This is a genomic window from Streptomyces sp. HUAS 31, from assembly GCF_028198125.1.
Lineage (GTDB): Bacteria > Actinomycetota > Actinomycetes > Streptomycetales > Streptomycetaceae > Streptomyces > Streptomyces chartreusis.
In genome coordinates this window covers 7183455-7200412 of record NZ_CP116353.1, presented here as the reverse complement: position 1 = coordinate 7200412, position 16958 = coordinate 7183455, and the positions used below count along the sequence as shown (strand labels likewise).

Sequence of the window (16958 nt, the reverse complement as noted above, 5' to 3'; positions counted from 1 at the left end):
CACACGGCGCCCATTCGCGATTCCTCGTCCCGGTCATCACATGGCCCGGCGCCGGGGCCGTACGTCGACCGGCTCCGCTCCCCTGCCCCGGAACCCGCCGTGGAACCGGCCCGAGACCCGGTGCCGGTCCTCCCGCCACGGACGGCAGTCCGGGAAGGGCAGTGTGCGGCGCTGGGTCGGGGCGGCGGGCTCGCGCAGGCGCGGCAGCGTCAGCCGACTGGCGTGCTCGTGGCCGCTGCCCCACAGGGGCCGGCGGAGCAGCAGGTCGGAGTGGCCGCAGGCGACCACGAGCAGCGGGCCGGTGCCGGCTCCGCCGAGGCTCTCCACCCAGTCGAGCACCACGTCCTCGGCGAGGTGCAGATCGTCCAGGCAGAGGACCAGGGGGCGGTGGTGTGCCGCGTGCTCGATCACCTCGCGCCAGGCGGCGAGCACTTCGGCCCCGTCCGCGGGCCGGCCGGAGTGGGGCGCGGGGCACAGGACGCGCAGCAGCCGCGCCGCGTCCACGTCGGACTCGACCGCGGAGCGCACCAGCGCCCGCAGCCGCTGCTCCGGCGGGTCGAGCGGCGCGCGGTGCCGAGGTGGTGTCGACGCCTCCAGGAGCGCGGTGGCCAGGCCGGCGGCGTCGTAGCCGTCCTTCGGCACGCGCGGCCGTAAGACCCGCACTTCGTCCAGGTCGCCGAGGACGCGGCGCTCGAACTCGGTCAGCAGGGGGGTCTTTCCGACGCCGTGGTCGCCGAGGACCGTGAGCATGCAGGGCACGTCATGGTGGCGCGAGTACTCCAGCAGGTTCTCCAGCAGGGCGAGTTCGGGCCGGCGCCGGGTGTCGGTGCCGTGTCCGGCCGGTCCGGCCGGGTGCAGGGAGCGGGCCTCGCGGATGCCGACGGTGCCGTCGGTGGTGCGGGTGGACTCGTCGTAGCGCACCCAGGCGTCGGTGTCGCGTGCCACGTCGTCGCTGACGTACAGCTCGCCCTTCGGGACACCGGTGAGCAGGCCGTGCGCCTTGTCGAGCAGGGTGCCCACCACGGAGACGGCGGCCCTGGGGTCGTGCGGATCGTGCCGCACGATCGCCTTGCCGGAGATCACCACGGCACGCATCACCATGCCCGCGCGGCTGGCCAGTCGTTCGCGGGCCTCGAAGGCCGCGCGCACCGCGTTCAGCGATGCCTCGGGGCGGTCGGAGCGCAACCCGAACAGGGCGGCGCACAGTCCTCCCATGGAGCCGACGATGGTGCCGGAGCGGGTCTCGACGCTCTCGGTGAGCGCGGTGACCGCGTCGTGCAGTGAGGTGTCCAGCTGCTCGCTCTCCATGGCCGCGGCGTCTCCGGCGGACTCGGTGCACACCACGAGCACGCAGACGTCCCGGCGCTCGGCGACGGCGCCGGTGTCGGCGGAGCCGTAGGACGCCCGCGAGTGGTCGCCGGTGTCCGTCGCACCGGACGCGGGCGACAGAACGCCCGTCGGGTCACCGCTCTCCGGGGCGTCGCAGGAGGACGACACCGTTGTCCCGTGGTCGGCCGGCGCGAGTGCGGGCACCTGCCCGGGCTCCGGGGTGGCTACGGCGGTGTCGCGGGCCGGTGCCTCCCTGTGGCTCTCCTTCACGGCCCGGTCCCGCCGCGGCGCGCCCGCGTCCTGAGCGTTCGAAGTGTCCGGGGCGTTCGGGGCGTTCGGGGCGTTCGGCTCCGTGCGGTCCTCGGTGGGTGAGGCCAGTGCCCGGTCGTGGCGGAGGATGCGCTGTTGCAGGTTCTGCAGGGAGGCGGAGGGCTCCAGTCCGTACTCCTCCACCAGTGCCTGCCGCACCTTGCTGAACACGCTCAGCGCCTCCGCCTGCCGCCCGCAGCGGTACAGGGCGAGCATCAGCTGCCCGCACAGCCGCTCCCGCAGCGGCTCCGCCTCGGCCAGCGAGGTCAGCTCGCCGAGCACGGCGTGGTGCCGGCCGCACGCCAGCTCCGCCTCGAAGCGGTCCTCCATGGCGTCCAGGCGCAGCTGCCTGAGCGCGGTCAACTCGGCCCACTCCACGCCCTGTTCGGCCAGGTCCGACAGGGCGGAGCCGCGCCACTCCGCGAGGGCGTCCCCCAGCAGCACCGCGGCCTCGGCGGCCTCGCCCGCGTCCAGGCGTGCCCGCCCGGCGGCGACGGCGCGCTCGAAGCGGGTCGCGTCGAGCCGTTCGGGGTCGAGGCGCAGGACGTAGCCCGGCGCCCGGGTGAGCAGCTGCGGCGGGGTGCCGTCACGCGCCTCGCCGTCGCCGCTCTCCAGCAGTGCGCGCAGCCCCCACACCGCGTTCTGCACCATCTTGCGTGCCGTGACGGGCCTCGCGTCCTCGGGCCACAGGGCGTCGAGGAGCTGGCTGGTGGCGACCACCTGGTTGGCGTGGAGGAGCAGCAGGGCGAGCACCGCCCGCTGCTTGACGCCGCCCAGCGGCAGACTCCGTCCGTCGCTCACCACTTCCAGCGGCCCGAGAACCTTGAATTCCACGCCTACCCCCGTACGTAGAGCACCCTTGTTCAGTCATGGCGGGCGCCGTTGCCCGCCCGAGCGGCGCTCGCCGAGCGGACGCCGCGCAGGACCGTCTCGGCGACGTCACCGAGCCGCTGGTCCAGATAGAAATGACCGCCGGGAAAGACCCGCACCTCGGTCCGGGCGCGGGTGTACGTCCGCCAGCCGGCCGCCTCCTCGACGGCGACGACCGGGTCGGCGTCGCCGCACAGCACGGTGACCGGCACGTCCAGCGGTTCCCGGGGTGTCCAGGAGTACGCGGCGAGGGCCGCGTAGTCGGCTCGCAGAGCCGGCAGCACCATTGCCGCCAGCTCGGGGTCGTCGAGCAGTTCCACGCCGGCTCCCCCGAGCCGGCGTACCGCGGCGAGGATCGCCTCGTCGTCCGCCAGGACGTCGTGCGGGCCGGGCCTCGGACCCGGCGCTCCCCGGGCCGACAGGAAGAGCATGCGAGGTGGTCGTGCCCCGCGCTCCTGAAGGATCCGAGCCGTCTCGTAGGCGATGAGCGCGCCCATACTGTGCCCGAAGAAGGCGAACGGTGTCTCGGCGTCGTCGGCCGCGAGCTTCCCGGCGACGATCTCGGCGAGTTCACCGATGTCGGCCACCGGGGCCTCCAGCCGCCGGTCCTGGCGGCCGGGGTACTGCACGGCGCGGACCTCGACGTGCGGCCGGAGCGACCGGGACAACGGCAGGTACGCGCTGGCGGCGCCGCCCGCGTGGGGGAAGCAGATCAGCCTGAGAGCGTCGGGCTCGGGATCGCCGAAACGTCGGAACCACTGGCCGTCCATGGCGCGCTGCGCTCCTGTCTGTTCACTTGCGGTGGCGGGTATCCGCGCTCGGCCCTGGCCCGGTGCAGCACACCGGCCCACCAGCTGAGGCGGTCGAACATCAGCCGGGCCGACGTGTCCCAGTCGTCGGAGGCGATCAGGGTGCCGTCCGGCCCGAGCCGCTCCCAGTAGTTGTGGAAACTGACGGTCTCGTGGACGGTCACGGTGTGGACCTCGCTGAAGACCTGGCGCAGCGCGGACACCGCGCACAGGCCGCTGGAGGGGCCTCCGTAGGAGAGGAATCCGACGGGCTTGGCGTGCCATTCCTCGTCGTACCAGTCGATCGCGTTCTTCAGGGACGCCGGGAACGTCTGGTTGTGCTCGGGCGTGACCACCACGAACGCGTCGGCCGCCGCCAGCCAGGGCGCCAGGTCCTTGACGGCCTGGGGTCTGGGTGCCGCCGGGTCGGCGGACATCACGTCGGGCAGCCAGGCCGTGGCCAGGTCTATGACGTCCACGTCGAAGTCGTGCCGCAGCCGGGCGCGCGAAGCGAGCCATTCCGCCGCGACGTGCCCGAACCGTCCCTTCCTGATGCTGCCGATGATGATCGCCAGCCGCAGTCGTTCATTCTCGGCCACCTGCCCCCGCCTTCCGCACCGCCGCCGAACCGCATTCCTCCGGGAAGGCTGGCATATGCCCCTTCGGATTCGCTTCGGACGACTTCGGAATTGCTGCGTCCACGCACTTCGGACGGATGGCCGAGCCCTTTTCGTCACAAGTCGCGCCGTCCGGCGTCCGGTTACGCTGAGATCATGGAATTCGGGGTGCTGGGACCGCTGGAGGTGCGCACGGACGAGAGACGTCTGGTGCGGGTGCCCGAAGTCAAGGTCCGCATGCTCCTCGCGGACCTGCTCGCCCATCAGGGGCAGGTCGTCCCGGCGGCCCGGCTCATCGAGGACCTGTGGGGCGGCTCGACGTTCACCGCCCGGCCCACCGCCTCGCTCCAGGCGAAGGTGTCCCAGCTGCGCCGCGCGCTTCAGGACGCGGAGCCGGGCGCCCGTGAACTCGTCGCGCACCGGCCGCCCGGATACGTCCTGGACATCCCCGCCGGCGCCCTGGACGCCGGGCGGTTCCGTGAACTGGTCGGCCGGGCCCGGGCCGTCGAGGATCCCGTGAAGCGGGCCGCGCTGTACACCGAGGCGCTGGCGCTGTGGCGCGGGCCCGCCTTCGCCGAGTTCGCGGATCAGCCTTGTGTACGGCCGACCGCGGCGAGCCTCGAGGAGGAGCGACTCACCGCCGTCGAGGAACACGCCGCGGTCCGGCTGGAGTTGGGCGAGCACAGCCTGCTGGTCGGCGAACTGACCGAGCTGGTCGAGCAGCACCCGTTGCGTGAGGGGCTGCGGGGCGCGCTGATGTGGGCGCTGTACCAGGCGGGCCGCTCCTCGGACGCACTCGACCACTTCAACGACCTGCGGCGCCGGCTCGACGAGGAACTGGGGCTCACGCCGGGCCCGCCGCTGGAGGCGCTGCAACAGGCCATCCTGCGGCACGACCCGGTGCTGGCCCGGCCGGAGCCCGCCGTACAGCCCGCGGCGTTGACACCGGTGGCGCCGGAACCGACCACTTCGGCCTCGCCCCTGGTGGGCCGCGACGAGGACCTCGGGGCGATCCGGGCGCTGCTGTCCCGGCGCCGCCTCGTGACGCTCACCGGTCCGGGCGGGGTCGGCAAGACCCGTCTCGCGCAGGCCACGGCGCAGAGCATGGCGGGCGCGTTCGCCGAGGGCACCTGGCTGGTGGAACTCGCCGACACCGGGGGCCTGGAGCGGTTCGCCGGGGTGGAGTCGCTGGCCGAGCAGATCATGGCGACGCTGGGCATCCGGGAGAACATCCCGGACGACGACTGCAAGGGCCCCACGGACCGCCTCGCGAACGCGCTGGCAGGCCGGCGGCTGCTGCTCGTGCTGGACAACTGCGAGCATGTCGTGGACGCCGTCGCCCGGCTGGCCGGTCTCCTGCTGAGCAGGGCGCCGTATCTGCACATCCTGACGACCAGCCAGGAGCCGCTGCGCACCCGGGACGAGACGGTGTACCCGGTGGCACCGCTGTCCCTGCCCCCGGTCGACGGGCCCGACCTCGACGCGCTGGCGAGCGCGGGCGCCGTACGGCTCTTCGTGGACCGGACCCTCGCCACGGACCCCGACTTCGTGCTCGACGCGACCACCGCCCCGCTGGTGGCGGACGTGTGCCGGCGCCTGGACGGCATCCCGCTCGCGCTGGAGCTGGCCGCCACCCGGGTGCGTTCGCTGGGCATCAGGGAGCTGCACGACCGTCTCGACGACCGCTTCAGGGTGCTCAACAGCGGCTACCGCGACGCCCCTTCGCGGCACCGGACGCTCCAGGCCACGCTCGACTGGAGCTGGGGCCTGCTCGACGTCCGGGAGCGGACCGTGCTGCGCAGGCTGTCGGTGTTCAGCGAGGGCTGCGGACTCCAGGCCGCCGAGGAGGTGTGCTCCGGTGGCGGTGTGTCCCCCGCGGACGTCCTGGACGCCCTGAGCCTGCTCGTAGAGCGCTCTCTGGCGGTCCGCACCGAGGGACCGCGGGGCCCGCGCTACCGGTTGCTGGAGTCGGTCGCGGTCTACGCGCGTGACAGGCTCGCCGAGTCCGGCGAGTACGAGGGGACCGCCGCCCGGCATCTGCGCCACTGCGTCCGTCTCGCCGAGCGCGCCCGGCCGCATCTGCACGAGCGGGAGCAGGCCCGGTGGTTCCAGTACCTCGACCCCGAGGCGGCCAATGTGCAGCGCGCGCTGGCCGAGGCGGCCCGGGCCGGGGCCGCGCAGGAGGCGTTGCGGCTGGTCAACTCCCTGACCTGGTACTGGTACGTCCGTGGCCGGCTCGGCGAGGCGGGCAGAGCGCTGGCGACGGCCCTGGACACGCAGGGCGACGCCGCGCCCGAGGAGCGGGTGGAGGCGGTCTTCTGGTACACGGGCATCCGTCTGCTGCTCGGCGAGCACGACCGGGAGTGCGACGCGCCGGCGGAGTACCCGCCGGAGTCCAGCGCGGAGTCGACCAGGGCGCAGTGGTTCCTGGCGCACGCGCAGTGGACGGTGGGTGCGCTGGCCGAGGGCGAGCGGCGGGTCGAGCACGTCCTGGTCCGCTTCCGCACCCTGCGCGACGCGTGGGGAATGGCGGCCTCGCTGACCACGCGCGCCTGCTTCGCGCTGGCGCGCGGTGACCTGGAGGGGCTGCGCGGCAACGCCGAGGAGGCACGCGCCCACTTCGCCGAACTGGGCGACCTGTGGGGCCGGTTGAAGACGGCCGACCTGCTGGGCAGGCTCGCCGAGATCAACGGCGACTACGACCTCGCGGCCCAGTTGCACAGGGAGGGTCTGCGGATCACGCAGGCCCTGGAGATGTGGCCCGAGATGTCGACGAAGCTGTCGGGTCTCGGCAGGATCGCCCTGCTCACCCAGCGCTGCGACGAGGCCGACGACCTGCACACGCGCGCCCTGCGGATCGCGGCCGAGCAGGGCAATCAGCCGGCCGAGCAGTTCGCCGCGCTGGGCCTCGCGCTGAGCGCCCGGCGGCAGGGCCGGCTCGCCGCCGCCGAGGAGTGGCTGCGGCCCTGGCTCGCCTGGAACCGCAGGCGCGGCGACGGGCCGGGACTCGCGCTGGTCCTGGCCGAACTGGGCTTCATCGCCGAGCAGCGCGGCGACGCCGACCGAGCCCTCGCCCACCACCGGGACGGTCTGCGGGCCGCAGCGACGACGAAGGACCCCCGCTCGGTCGCCCTGGCGCTGGAGGGCCTGGCGGGCGCGTACTCCCTGGCCGGGTCGCCGCGGCGGGCGATCCGTCTGCTCGGCACGGCGGCGGCGACCAGGGAACGCGCGGGCGCTCCGCACCCGCCTGCGGAGCGGGGTGACGTGGAGCGCATCGCCGGCCGTCTGCGCGGCACGATCGACGAGGCCGCCTACGCCCGCGAGTTCGCCCTCGGCGCCGAGACGGACCACGAGTCCCGGGTCTCGGAGGAACTGCCGGGGCAGGGAGCCCCGTGATCCGGTGCCGGCGTTCGACGCGGCCGCGTTGCCGCTGTTCGGGCCGGGGCTGCCGTCGAGGCCCGTCTTGGGGCCCGGGTGCGGCTCGGCCGGACGGGTGACAGACTGAGATCTCGGGCCGGGCGGCCCGGCGGAGGATGCGGGACGTCCTCCTGCCGCCGCCGAGGGGGGCATGCGCGTACGCCCAGGAACCGAGTCCGGACGGCGGTGACCTCCTGTGATGGCGAGCGGGGAACAAGGAGGAGGGGCCTCTCCGGTACCGGGAGGGCCGGCCGGGCAGACGGTCGTCGTCGTGGGCGGCAGCTCGGGAATCGGTCTGGAGACCGCGCGCCAGGTGCGTGCCGCCGGTGGCGACGTGGTGCTCACGGCACGCGACGCCGAGCGGCTGAAGCGGGCGGCGGACGAGCTGAGCCCGCTGAGCACGGCAGCGTTCGACGCCATGGAGCCCGACCGTCTGGAGCGCTTCCTGCTCGATCTGCCCGGGGCGGTCGACCATGTGCTGGTGACGGCGGGCAGCCCGTCGTACACCCCGCTCGACGACCTCGACCTGGCCGCCGGCGGACGGGACTTCGGCGGGCGTCTGGCGATGCTGCTCGCGGCGGCGCGGGCGAGCCGTAAGAAGGTCAGGGCCGGAGGAACGCTGCTGTTCATCGGCGGGACCGGCGCCCGACGGCCCGCGCCCGGAATGGCCGTGACGGGTGCCCTCACCGCGGCGCTCCCGGCACTGACCGCGAACCTGGCACTGGAGCTGGCCCCGGTCCGGGTCAACCTCATCGCGGCCGGCTTCGTGGACACACCTCTGTCGGCCTCTCTCCTGGGCGATCAACTCGACGCCCGTCGGGAGCAGTTGAGGAGCACGCTGCCCATCGGCCGGGTGGTCGGTGCGCAGGACGTCGCCGCTCTGGCACTGCACCTCATGGCCAACGGCGCCCTCACCGGTGCCACCTACGACATCGACGGCGGCCAGCAGTTCGTCGCGCGCTGAACGCACGGCGGGCGGTCGTCCGCCGTCGGGCCGTCCGAACCGTCCGAGCCGTCCTCCGAGACGAGGAGCCACAACTCATGGACATGAAACTGGAGGTCGTCGTGGTGCCGGTGGCCGACGTCGACCGGGCCAAGAAGTTCTACACGGCGCTGGGCTGGAGACTCGACGCGGACGTCGCCCCGGACGCCGGGTTCCGGGTGGTGCAGATGACCCCTCCGGGCTCACCGGCATCGGTCATCTTCGGTATGTCCGTGACCGAGCAGGCGCCCGGTTCGGCCCGGGGCCTGCATCTGGTGGTCGACGACATCGAGGCAGCCCACGCCGAGTTGGAGCGCAACGGCGCCGATCCGAGCGAGGTGTTCCACGACGCCGGCGGCGTCTTCCACCACGGCGGCACCGACGCCCGCGTCCCGGGGGCCGACCCGAAACGTGGCAGCTACGGCTCCTTCCTGTCGTTCGACGACCCGGACGGCAACGGCTGGCTCCTCCAGGAGGTCACCACCAGGCTCCCCGGACGGCTGGACCCCGCCACGACGGAGTACGCCTCGGCCGGGGACCTGGCGGGCGCCCTGCGCCGTGCCGCCGCGGCGCACGGCGAGCACGAGGCCCGCACCGGCGCGGAGGATCCCGACTGGCCGGACTGGTACGCGCGCTACATGGTCAGCGAGCAGGCGGGGACGGAGCCGCCGCTGTGAATCCCCTCGGGCCTCAGATCGGGTAGTGGGCGTGGCCGACGGCCTGCGCGGTGACCCAGCGGGTGTCGGTGAACGCCTCGGCGCCCGCCTGCCCGCCGAAGCGGCCGTAGCCGGAGCTCTTGACTCCACCGAAGGGCGCCTGCGGCTCGTCCGCGATGGACTGGTCGTTGACGTGGACGATGCCGGTGCGCAGTCGGCCCGCGACCGCCAGACCCGCCGCCAGGTCCTCGGTGATGACGCCGGCGGTCAGCCCGTACGGGGTGTCGTTGGCCAGGGCCACGGCCTCGTCGGCGCTGTTGACGACGTGGACCACGGTCGCCGGGCCGAAGATCTCGTCGTAGTAGACCTTCATCTCCCGGGTGACACCGGTCAGGACGACCGGACGGATCAGGGTGCCCCGCTCCTCGATCTCACCGGTGCCCGCGACCGGTTCGGCGCCCTTGGCCACCGCGTCCTCGACCAGCGCGGCGACCCGGCGGGCGGCGGCCGCGCTGACCACCGGGCCGACGGCCGTGCCCGCGTCGCCGGGGTCGCCGCACGGCAGCGCCCGGACGCGGTCGGCGAACTTCGCCGTGAACTCGTCGGCGACCGCGCGATGGACGATGACCCGGTCCACGCACATGCAGATCTGCCCGGCGTTCATGAAGGAGCCGAAGACCGCGGCGTCCACGGCGTAGTCGACGTCCGCGTCCTGAAGCACCACCAGGGCGTTCTTGCCGCCGAGTTCGAGCACGGCGGGCTTGAGGTGCTGAGCTGCCTGGACGCCGATGGCGCGGCCGACCTCGGTGGAACCGGTGAAGTTGACCATCCGCACCCGGGGGTCGGCGATCAGTGCGGAGACCACCTCGGCGGCGTCGGCGCGGTCGTTGGTGACGACGTTGAGCACGCCCGCGGGCAGGCCGGCCTCGTGCAGGACGTCCGAGATCAGCAGACCGCAGGCGATGGGCGCGTCCTCGCTCGGCTTCATCACCACGGTGTTGCCCATCGCGATCGGCATGGCGACCGCGCGGACGCCGAGGATGACCGGCGCGTTCCAGGGGGAGATCGCGGCGATCACCCCCTTCGGCACCCGTACCTGAGCGGAGTGCACGCCCTCGGCATTGGTCGCGAGGGTCTGGCCGGTCGGCCGGGTGACCTCCGCCGCGGCCTCCAGCAGGATGTCGGCGGCCAGCCGGGCGTTGAAGCCGGCCCAGGGCGCCACGCCGCCGACTTCCTCGGCCATCAACCGCACGACCTCTTCGACGCGTTCGCCCATCAGCTGCGCGGCGCGGAGGAAGATCCGGCGGCGCTCGGCCGGCCTGGTCGCGGCCCATGCCTCGAACGCGGCGTCGGCGGCGTCCACGGCCCGGCGCACGTCGTCCGGTGTGCCGGCGGCGACCTCGGCGCAGACGGCACCGGTCCAGGGGTTGATGTCGGACGTGGTGCGGCCGGAGGAGGCGGCGACCTCCCGGCCGTCGATGATCAGTCCTCGTGTGACGGACATGGGGTTACTCCTGACGTACGGATCGAGAGTCGGGGGGGCAGGGGCAGGGGGCGGCAGACCTCGGGTTCCGCCGCCCCGGAGCAGGGTTCGGTACGGCTCACGCCTCGGCCGGCGAAGTCTCGGGGGTTCTGCGCGCGCTCAGGGCCCGGTGGGCGAGGCCGACGAGTGCCGGGCCGACCAGCGGCGCGATCATGTAGTTCCAGAAGTGCTCGTACTGGCCGGAGAGCAGTGCGGGGCCGAAGGCACGCGCGGGGTTGATGCTGGCGCCGGTGACCGTGCCCAGGGTGGCGATGACCACGCCCACGCCGAGTCCGATGACCGCCGGGATCAGGCCGCGCAACGCGGGTCTCGTCATGACCAGGGTGACCGCCACGAACACCGCGGCGAGCGCGCAGCCCTCGATGAGGAACAGCTCGACCGATCCGGTCCCGGCCGCGGGGTGCACGGCGGCGTAACCGATCCGGCGGACGGGTTCGCCCCAGACGAGGCCGGCCAGCGCGGTCCCGGCCGCGGAGCCGGCGAGCTGTGCGGTGACGTACGGGAGGACCGCGCGGCGGGGGAAGAGGCCGCAGGCCCACAGGAAGACGGTGACTCCGGGGTGGAGGTGGCCTCCGGAGGCGCGGCCGGGCGGCGAGTACATCAGCGCCGCGATCAGTGCCGCGACGGCGATGCCCGCGACGGCGAACAGGGTGTGCGGGTCGCTGATCGCCAGCGGGGAGCCGGGGAGGGCGAGCCAGCGGACCAGGGTGACCACGACGAACAGAAGCACCGTGGTGAGGGCGAATTCGTAGACGGTGTGCCGGACGAGGTCCGCACGGCTCTGGGCGGAAGCGCTCATGAGAGTCCTCGGGGAGGGGCGGGGAGGGAGCGGGGTCAGGTGCACGCGTCCCGCACAGCGCACCCGACCGTCCCGACGAGTTTTTCGCTGAGTGAACTATCATTCATTCAGCGAGTGAGCCCGAGTCTGCGGGTCACTGTGACGGCTGTCAATGGCCGGTAGCGTTCTCCCGACGACGGGTACGAGCACGGCCCGAGGCGCCGGGACGCGGGAAGCACGGGAGGAGATCGGTGACATCCGACGAGGCGGGGGCCCCTGACCTGGAGTCCGCCGGCCCGCTGGAGCGCGGTCTGGCGATGCTGCGGATCATGGCCGCCGCCCCGGAGCCGATGCGTCCGGGCGACCTGGCCCGCGCCACGGGTCTGGCCCGTTCGGCCGTCGACAGGGTCGCCGCCACCCTTGTCCATCTCGGCCATCTGCGCACCGAGGGACGCGAGTTGGCGCTCGCCCCGCGCCTGATGGAACTCGGCAACGCCTACCTCGACGCGAGCGGCTGGTCCCGCGCGCTCCGACCGAGCCTGGAGCGGCTGACCCGGACGCTGGACGAGTCGGTCTCGGCGATCGTCCTCGACGGATGCGACGCACGCATCGTCGGTACCGCCGTCCCGCCCGGACGCATGATCCCGCTGGGCTTCCGCGTCGGCGACCTGCTGCCCGCCGAGCGCTGCGCGGCCGGCGCCGTACTCGCCACCGCCTGGGACCCTCAGACGTACGCGACCTGGCGTGCCCGGCAGGCCGCCGACCCCCTGGACGCCGCTTTCCCGGCCGTTCCCACCCGCCGCACCGCCCCCGGCGCCGAGCAGGCGGAAGCCGACTTCACCTCCTGGGTCGCGGACACGGCCGCGAACGACTGGGCGCTGGACGACCAGCTCGTCGCCCCCGGCCTGGTCGCCCTGTCGGTCCCGGTGCGCGCGCCCGACGGCCGGCCCGTGTGCGCGATCAGCGTGCTCGCCCACACCAGCCGGCACAGCGCCGACCAACTGCGCGAGCACGCCCTGACCGCGATGAACGAGGCCGCCCGGGACATCGCCGGGACGCTGTACGACACCTCCGGCACCCCGGCCGCGGCGGCGCCGCCCGTCTCCCCCGCCTACACCGACGCCAAGCCCGAACTGGGGCCGTCCTTCCTACAGGCCCTGGCCCGGGGCCTGGCCGTGCTGACCGCGCTCGGCCGGCAGCCCGGCGGACTCACCCTCTCCGAGGCCGCTCAGGCCGCCGGACTCTCGTACCCCAGCACCCGGCGCAATCTGCTGACGCTGCGCGAGCTCGCCTACGTGGAGCAGCACGGGCGCCGGTTCCTGCCCGCCCCGCGCGTCCTGGAGCTGGGCTACGCGCGGCTGTCCACCCTCACCCTCGCCGACATCGCGCAGCCTCATCTCGCCGATCTGGTCGGACAGGTGCGGGAGTCCGCCTCGCTCGCGGTCCTCGACGGTACCGAGGTCCGCTACGTCGCCCGGGTGGCCACCGAGCAGATCACCAGCGCCCGCATCTCGCCCGGCACCCGGCTGCCCGCCTACGCCACCTCCATGGGACGGGTCCTGCTCGCGGACCTGCCCGGGGCGGAACGGCAGGAGCGGCTCCGGGTCATGGACCCGCGGGCCCTGACCCCGCACACGCTCACCTCGCCCGCCGCGCTCGCGGCCGCGATCGACGAGGCGGGACGTGCTGGATTCGCCCTGGTGGAGCAGGAGTTGGAGGCCGGTCTGCGGTCGCTGGCCGTGCCGGTCAGGGACCGGAGCGGGCGCGCCGTGGCGGCCCTGAACATCGCGCTGCACGCCGGTCCTGAGCCGCCCGAGCACAGCCGGGACTCCATGCTGCCCGCCCTGCGCGCGTGTGCCGCCGGCATCGAGGCCGACCTGGCGGCCGCGTTCCCGCACGGCTGCGTGACGACGCCCTGACGCTCCCGCCGACCGACGGCAGCTCCCCGACCGGTGAACGACACTGACGGAATGCATCTGAGCAAGACGAACCCTTACTCGGCCGCGTGCCCCGGCCGGCCGCTGATCGATCTGATCGGGGCCAAGTGGACGATCCTCGTCGTCGGCTGCCTGACCCGGGGTCCGCAGCGGTTCGGCGAACTGGCCGCCGAACTCGAAGGGGTCACGCCGAAGGCGCTCACCCAGACGCTGCGGCAGCTCGAACGCAACGGCCTGGTCCTGCGCACGGTGCACCCGGTGATTCCGCCGCATGTCGAGTACGAGCTGACCCCGCTCGGCCGGACCCTGCTGGGACCCGTCGAAGCCCTGCTCGGCTGGACCGACACCAACATCGAGCTGTGTTCCGCGGCACAGCGCGCCTATGACGCCGACGTCTGAGCTGCACGCTTCACTCGGGTATAGCCACTAGCAAAAAAGTGCAATCTTCAAGCACTTGGCGCGCGGCCCTAGCGTGCCCGAGGTGCCGACAACGGCACCCGGAATCCAGGGAGTTCGTCATGTGCGAAGCAGAGCAGCACGACCACCGGTCGCCGTCCCGCCGCGGCATCCTGCGCTGGGGCGCGGCAGCCGTGCCCGCGGCCGCCGGCCTCTCGGCGCTCGCCCCGCCGACGCGGGCGGCCGCCGCGACACCCGCCGTCACGGGCAGCGGTGCGTACTACGAGGCCGCACGCGGAGACACCCTGCGCGGCATCGCCTCCCGCTTCCTCGGCTCCGAACGGCGCTGGACGGAGCTCTACCGGCTGAACCGGCAGGTCCTGGACGACAGCGGTGAGCCGCGAACCGGCCAACGTCTGGCGCTCCCCGAATCCCCCGACGGCGCCGCGACCCGTACTTTCGCGCCACTTCCCGCCACCGCCAAGCCCTTGCCGGTCCCCCCTGAGGGCTACCGGCTCGACCGCATCGGCGACGCGTTCTACGCCGTGACCGCCGGCGGTACTCAGGCGGCCTTCCTCGTCACCGGCGCCGGGGTGGTCGTCATCGACGCACCGCCCTCGCTCGCCGAAGCACTTCCGGCCGCGATCCGCCGCGTCACCGGCCGCAAGGTCACCCACCTCGTCTACAGCCACGACCACGCCGACCACACGGCCGGCGCGTCGGCGTTCGGCGACGTGGTCCGCATCGCGCACACCGCGACCGCGGAACGGATCAGGGCGGCCCAGGACCCGGGCCGTCCGATGCCCACCGTGACCTTCGACGACCGCTACCGCCTCGACCTGGGCGGTCAGCGGCTGCTGCTCAGCTATCCGGGCGCCAATCACGAGGCCGGCAACATCCTCATCCACGCCCCTCGCCAGCGCGCGGCCATGATGGTGGACCTCGTGATGCCGGGCTGGGCCCCCTTCCGGGCCTGGGGCACCGCCGACAGCGTCCCCGGCGTACTGCGGGCCCATGACCAGCTCGCCCGCATGGATCTGGACACCTACATCGGCGGTCATGTCCACCGGCTCGGCACCAAGGAGGACATCGAGGTCTCCCGGGAGTTCGTGCGGGACCTGTGGAGCGCCACGGGCGAGGCCGTCGCCGCCACCGACATGGCTCCCTGCTTCGGCAAGGTCGAACCCGGGAACAACTGGGCCGGCTTCGACCTCTACCTCCAGGCCGTCGCCGACAAGGTCGAACCGGTCATGTACCGGAAGTGGTTGGGCCGCCTCGGCGCGGTGGACGTCTTCACCCGCGAGAACGCCCTCACCGTGGCCCTCTCCCACATCGTCGACGCCCCACGCGACTTGTGAACCGGAATCCGCCGACCGGTGTCGACGAGGGGTCGTCATCAGCCGGTAGACCCTGTCCCAAAGCTTGTCCACAAATCACACACATCCCCTCCTCATTTCTGGCCCCGATGGTCTAGATTGACCGTGCTTCAGCTGATCGGACACGAGGCGACCACCAATGATGTGTAGGTCCGTTGCTATGCAGAACCAGCAGTCTCGTCCTCCGCGCCACGCGTGGGGGTGATCGATTCCCGGCGCCCGGGACGGGCCGTGGGTGCGGGGAGCACCCGAGGTCTCGACGGGATCGCGCTCAACCCGACAGGACGGCAGGACGGGCAACTGTGCTGCCGTCAGGGCGGGTTGTTCAGGTAGCGCCGTAACGCCGGGATGTCATGCGCGGGGCGGGGGCCCCGAGGGGAGGAACAGCACGGCGCGGGGGGCGGGGGTGCCTCCCGGGCGAGAAGACAGTGTTGGGCGAACTCTGTCGAACCACTGGCGACCTGGGGGGTCCCGTGCAACAGGGGGAATTAATAGACCCGTTTTCGTCGGCGCGCGGGCGTCTGGCGAACGGGACGATGTCCCGGCCCGCGAGCGGCTGGGAGCAGCGCTACCGCCGCTCCGTGATCATCAGCGATACCGTGGCCACCGCGTTCGTGGTGGCGTCGATAGGCAACTTCTTCGGGGCCCGGGACGCGGCCAACTGGCACGAGAAGTGGGGAATCCTCGCCTTCTGCACCGAGCTGCTGGTGCTGGGGGCACTCGCGGTGAGCAGGTCGTGGTCCCCGGCCGTGCTGGGTCAGGGCGCCGAGGAATTCCGCCGGCTCGGACGCTCCATGTTCACGGCGACCGTCGTGCTCGCGCTCGGCGGGATCGCCCTCACCTCGCGCAACATCAAGCTCTGGATCTTCGTCGCGATCCCCGCGATCGCACTCGTCACCATGACGACGCGCTATCTGCTCCGCCTTTCGCTGCACAAGCAGCGCAAGGAAGGGAGGTGTCTCAGACCGGTGCTCGCCGCCGGGAGCCCGGCCACCGTACGCGACCTGATCACCCGTACCCGCAAGTTCCCGCACCTCGGGTGGCGCGTGGACGGAGTGTGCACGACGGACGGTCGCGGGATCGACGGCGACCAGCTCGACGGGGTGCCGGTCGTCGGCAGGCTGACGGACGTCGCCAAGTACGTCGAGCACGACGGCTACCGCGTCGTCGCGGTCACGCCGGACCCGCACTGGACACCGGACCGGCTCCAGCGGCTGGCCTGGAACCTGGAGGGCAGCGACGCCGAAATGGTCGTGGCCCCCGTGCTGATGGAGGTGGCGGGCCCGCGGCTGCACGTCGACGCGGTGCTCGGGATACCGCTGCTGCGGGTCAGCATGCCGACCTTCACCGGGGGGCGCCGGGCGATCAAGGTGGTCGTCGACCGGGTGGGCGCGGCGTTCCTGCTGCTGCTGTTCGCGCCGCTGATGACACTCGTCGGACTGCTCGTGGTCGCGGACAGCCGGGGCGGGGTGTTCTACCGCCAGCGCAGGGTCGGCAAGGGCGGCCGCGAGTTCACCATCCTCAAGTTCCGCACCATGGTCGTCGGGGCGCACAAGGCACGTGCCGAGCTGGCCGAGCGCAACGAGGGTGCGGGGCTGCTGTTCAAGCTCCGCCGGGATCCGCGGGTGACCCGGGTGGGAGCAGTGCTGCGCCGGTACTCGCTCGACGAGCTCCCGCAGCTGTTCAACGTGCTCACCGGATCGATGTCGCTGGTCGGGCCGCGGCCTCCGCTGCCGGAGGAGTCCGCCGCGTACGGCCCGGACATCCGGCGACGGCTGCTGGTCAAGCCCGGACTCACCGGACTGTGGCAGATAAGCGGACGCAGCGACCTGCCGTGGGAGGAGGCGGTCCGCCTCGACCTGCGGTACGTGGAGGACTGGTCGCTCGCCCTGGACACGGTGATCTTGTGGAAGACGCTGCGGGCGGTGCTCTACGGCCAGGGGGCCTACTGATGCGCCAG

The 16958-nt window shown here is 73.0% G+C and carries 12 protein-coding genes; 7 read left to right on the top strand and 5 right to left on the bottom strand.

Annotated features, from left to right (window positions below; all coding sequences use genetic code 11):
• Positions 1–36: 36 nt before the first annotated feature.
• From PGH47_RS32070 to PGH47_RS32060, 3 genes are read right to left on the bottom strand one after another with little or no spacing between them, the layout of a single operon-like run.
• Complete coding sequence (locus tag PGH47_RS32070; RefSeq protein ID WP_271666266.1) at positions 37–2472, bottom strand: BTAD domain-containing putative transcriptional regulator; 2436 nt, start codon at positions 2470–2472, stop codon at positions 37–39.
• Positions 2473–2501: 29 nt separating this feature from the next.
• Complete coding sequence (locus PGH47_RS32065; RefSeq protein ID WP_271666265.1) at positions 2502–3278, bottom strand: thioesterase II family protein; 777 nt, start codon at positions 3276–3278, stop codon at positions 2502–2504.
• Positions 3221–3895 (bottom strand): NADPH-dependent FMN reductase, encoded by a 675-nt coding sequence (locus tag PGH47_RS32060; protein WP_093747569.1) that lies wholly within the window; start codon positions 3893–3895, stop codon positions 3221–3223. The genes PGH47_RS32065 and PGH47_RS32060 overlap by 58 nt, the downstream gene beginning before the upstream one ends.
• A 174-nt stretch (positions 3896–4069) precedes the next feature.
• On the opposite strand from PGH47_RS32060, the gene PGH47_RS32055 reads away from it, so the two are divergent.
• From PGH47_RS32055 to PGH47_RS32045, 3 genes are all read left to right on the top strand, one after another.
• Positions 4070–7309 (top strand): BTAD domain-containing putative transcriptional regulator, encoded by a 3240-nt coding sequence (locus PGH47_RS32055; RefSeq protein WP_271666264.1) that lies wholly within the window; start codon positions 4070–4072, stop codon positions 7307–7309.
• Positions 7310–7529: 220 nt separating this feature from the next.
• Positions 7530–8294: an SDR family oxidoreductase gene (locus PGH47_RS32050; protein WP_271666263.1), complete on the top strand. Its 765-nt coding sequence runs from the start codon at positions 7530–7532 to the stop codon at positions 8292–8294.
• A 77-nt stretch (positions 8295–8371) separates the two neighbouring features.
• Entirely contained in the window at positions 8372–8989 is a 618-nt protein-coding gene (locus tag PGH47_RS32045; protein WP_333938167.1) for a VOC family protein, read from the top strand.
• Between the two features lie 13 nt (positions 8990–9002).
• Here the strand turns inward: PGH47_RS32045 and PGH47_RS32040 are convergent, their stop codons facing one another.
• Together PGH47_RS32040 and PGH47_RS32035 are read right to left on the bottom strand one after the other, a co-directional pair.
• Complete coding sequence (locus PGH47_RS32040) at positions 9003–10472, bottom strand: aldehyde dehydrogenase family protein (RefSeq protein ID WP_271666262.1); 1470 nt, start codon at positions 10470–10472, stop codon at positions 9003–9005.
• Between the two features lie 97 nt (positions 10473–10569).
• Positions 10570–11310 (bottom strand): MIP/aquaporin family protein, encoded by a 741-nt coding sequence (locus tag PGH47_RS32035; RefSeq protein ID WP_271666261.1) that lies wholly within the window; start codon positions 11308–11310, stop codon positions 10570–10572.
• 230 nt (positions 11311–11540) lie between these two features.
• On the opposite strand from PGH47_RS32035, the gene PGH47_RS32030 reads away from it, so the two are divergent.
• From PGH47_RS32030 to PGH47_RS32015, 4 genes are all read left to right on the top strand, one after another.
• Positions 11541–13208: an IclR family transcriptional regulator domain-containing protein gene (locus tag PGH47_RS32030; RefSeq protein ID WP_271666260.1), complete on the top strand. Its 1668-nt coding sequence runs from the start codon at positions 11541–11543 to the stop codon at positions 13206–13208.
• Positions 13209–13259: 51 nt separating this feature from the next.
• The gene (locus PGH47_RS32025; protein ID WP_271666259.1) at positions 13260–13625 is read left to right on the top strand and encodes a winged helix-turn-helix transcriptional regulator; all 366 of its coding nucleotides are present in this window, start codon (positions 13260–13262) and stop codon (positions 13623–13625) included.
• 119 nt (positions 13626–13744) lie between these two features.
• Positions 13745–14980 (top strand): MBL fold metallo-hydrolase, encoded by a 1236-nt coding sequence (locus PGH47_RS32020; protein WP_271666258.1) that lies wholly within the window; start codon positions 13745–13747, stop codon positions 14978–14980.
• 491 nt (positions 14981–15471) lie between these two features.
• On the top strand, positions 15472–16950 hold the full coding sequence (locus tag PGH47_RS32015) for a sugar transferase (RefSeq protein ID WP_271666257.1): 1479 nt from the start codon (positions 15472–15474) through the stop codon (positions 16948–16950).
• Positions 16951–16958 lie beyond the last annotated feature (8 nt).

Coding starts and splice junctions, on each gene's coding strand:
- PGH47_RS32065 (WP_271666265.1), bottom strand. CDS start 3,278: ATGGACGGCCAGTGGTTCCGACGTTTCGGCGATCCCGAGCCCGACGCT.
- PGH47_RS32055 (WP_271666264.1), top strand. CDS start 4,070: ATGGAATTCGGGGTGCTGGGACCGCTGGAGGTGCGCACGGACGAGAGA.
- PGH47_RS32050 (WP_271666263.1), top strand. CDS start 7,530: ATGGCGAGCGGGGAACAAGGAGGAGGGGCCTCTCCGGTACCGGGAGGG.
- PGH47_RS32045 (WP_333938167.1), top strand. CDS start 8,372: ATGGACATGAAACTGGAGGTCGTCGTGGTGCCGGTGGCCGACGTCGAC.
- PGH47_RS32040 (WP_271666262.1), bottom strand. CDS start 10,472: ATGTCCGTCACACGAGGACTGATCATCGACGGCCGGGAGGTCGCCGCC.
- PGH47_RS32035 (WP_271666261.1), bottom strand. CDS start 11,310: ATGAGCGCTTCCGCCCAGAGCCGTGCGGACCTCGTCCGGCACACCGTC.
- PGH47_RS32025 (WP_271666259.1), top strand. CDS start 13,260: ATGCATCTGAGCAAGACGAACCCTTACTCGGCCGCGTGCCCCGGCCGG.
- PGH47_RS32020 (WP_271666258.1), top strand. CDS start 13,745: ATGTGCGAAGCAGAGCAGCACGACCACCGGTCGCCGTCCCGCCGCGGC.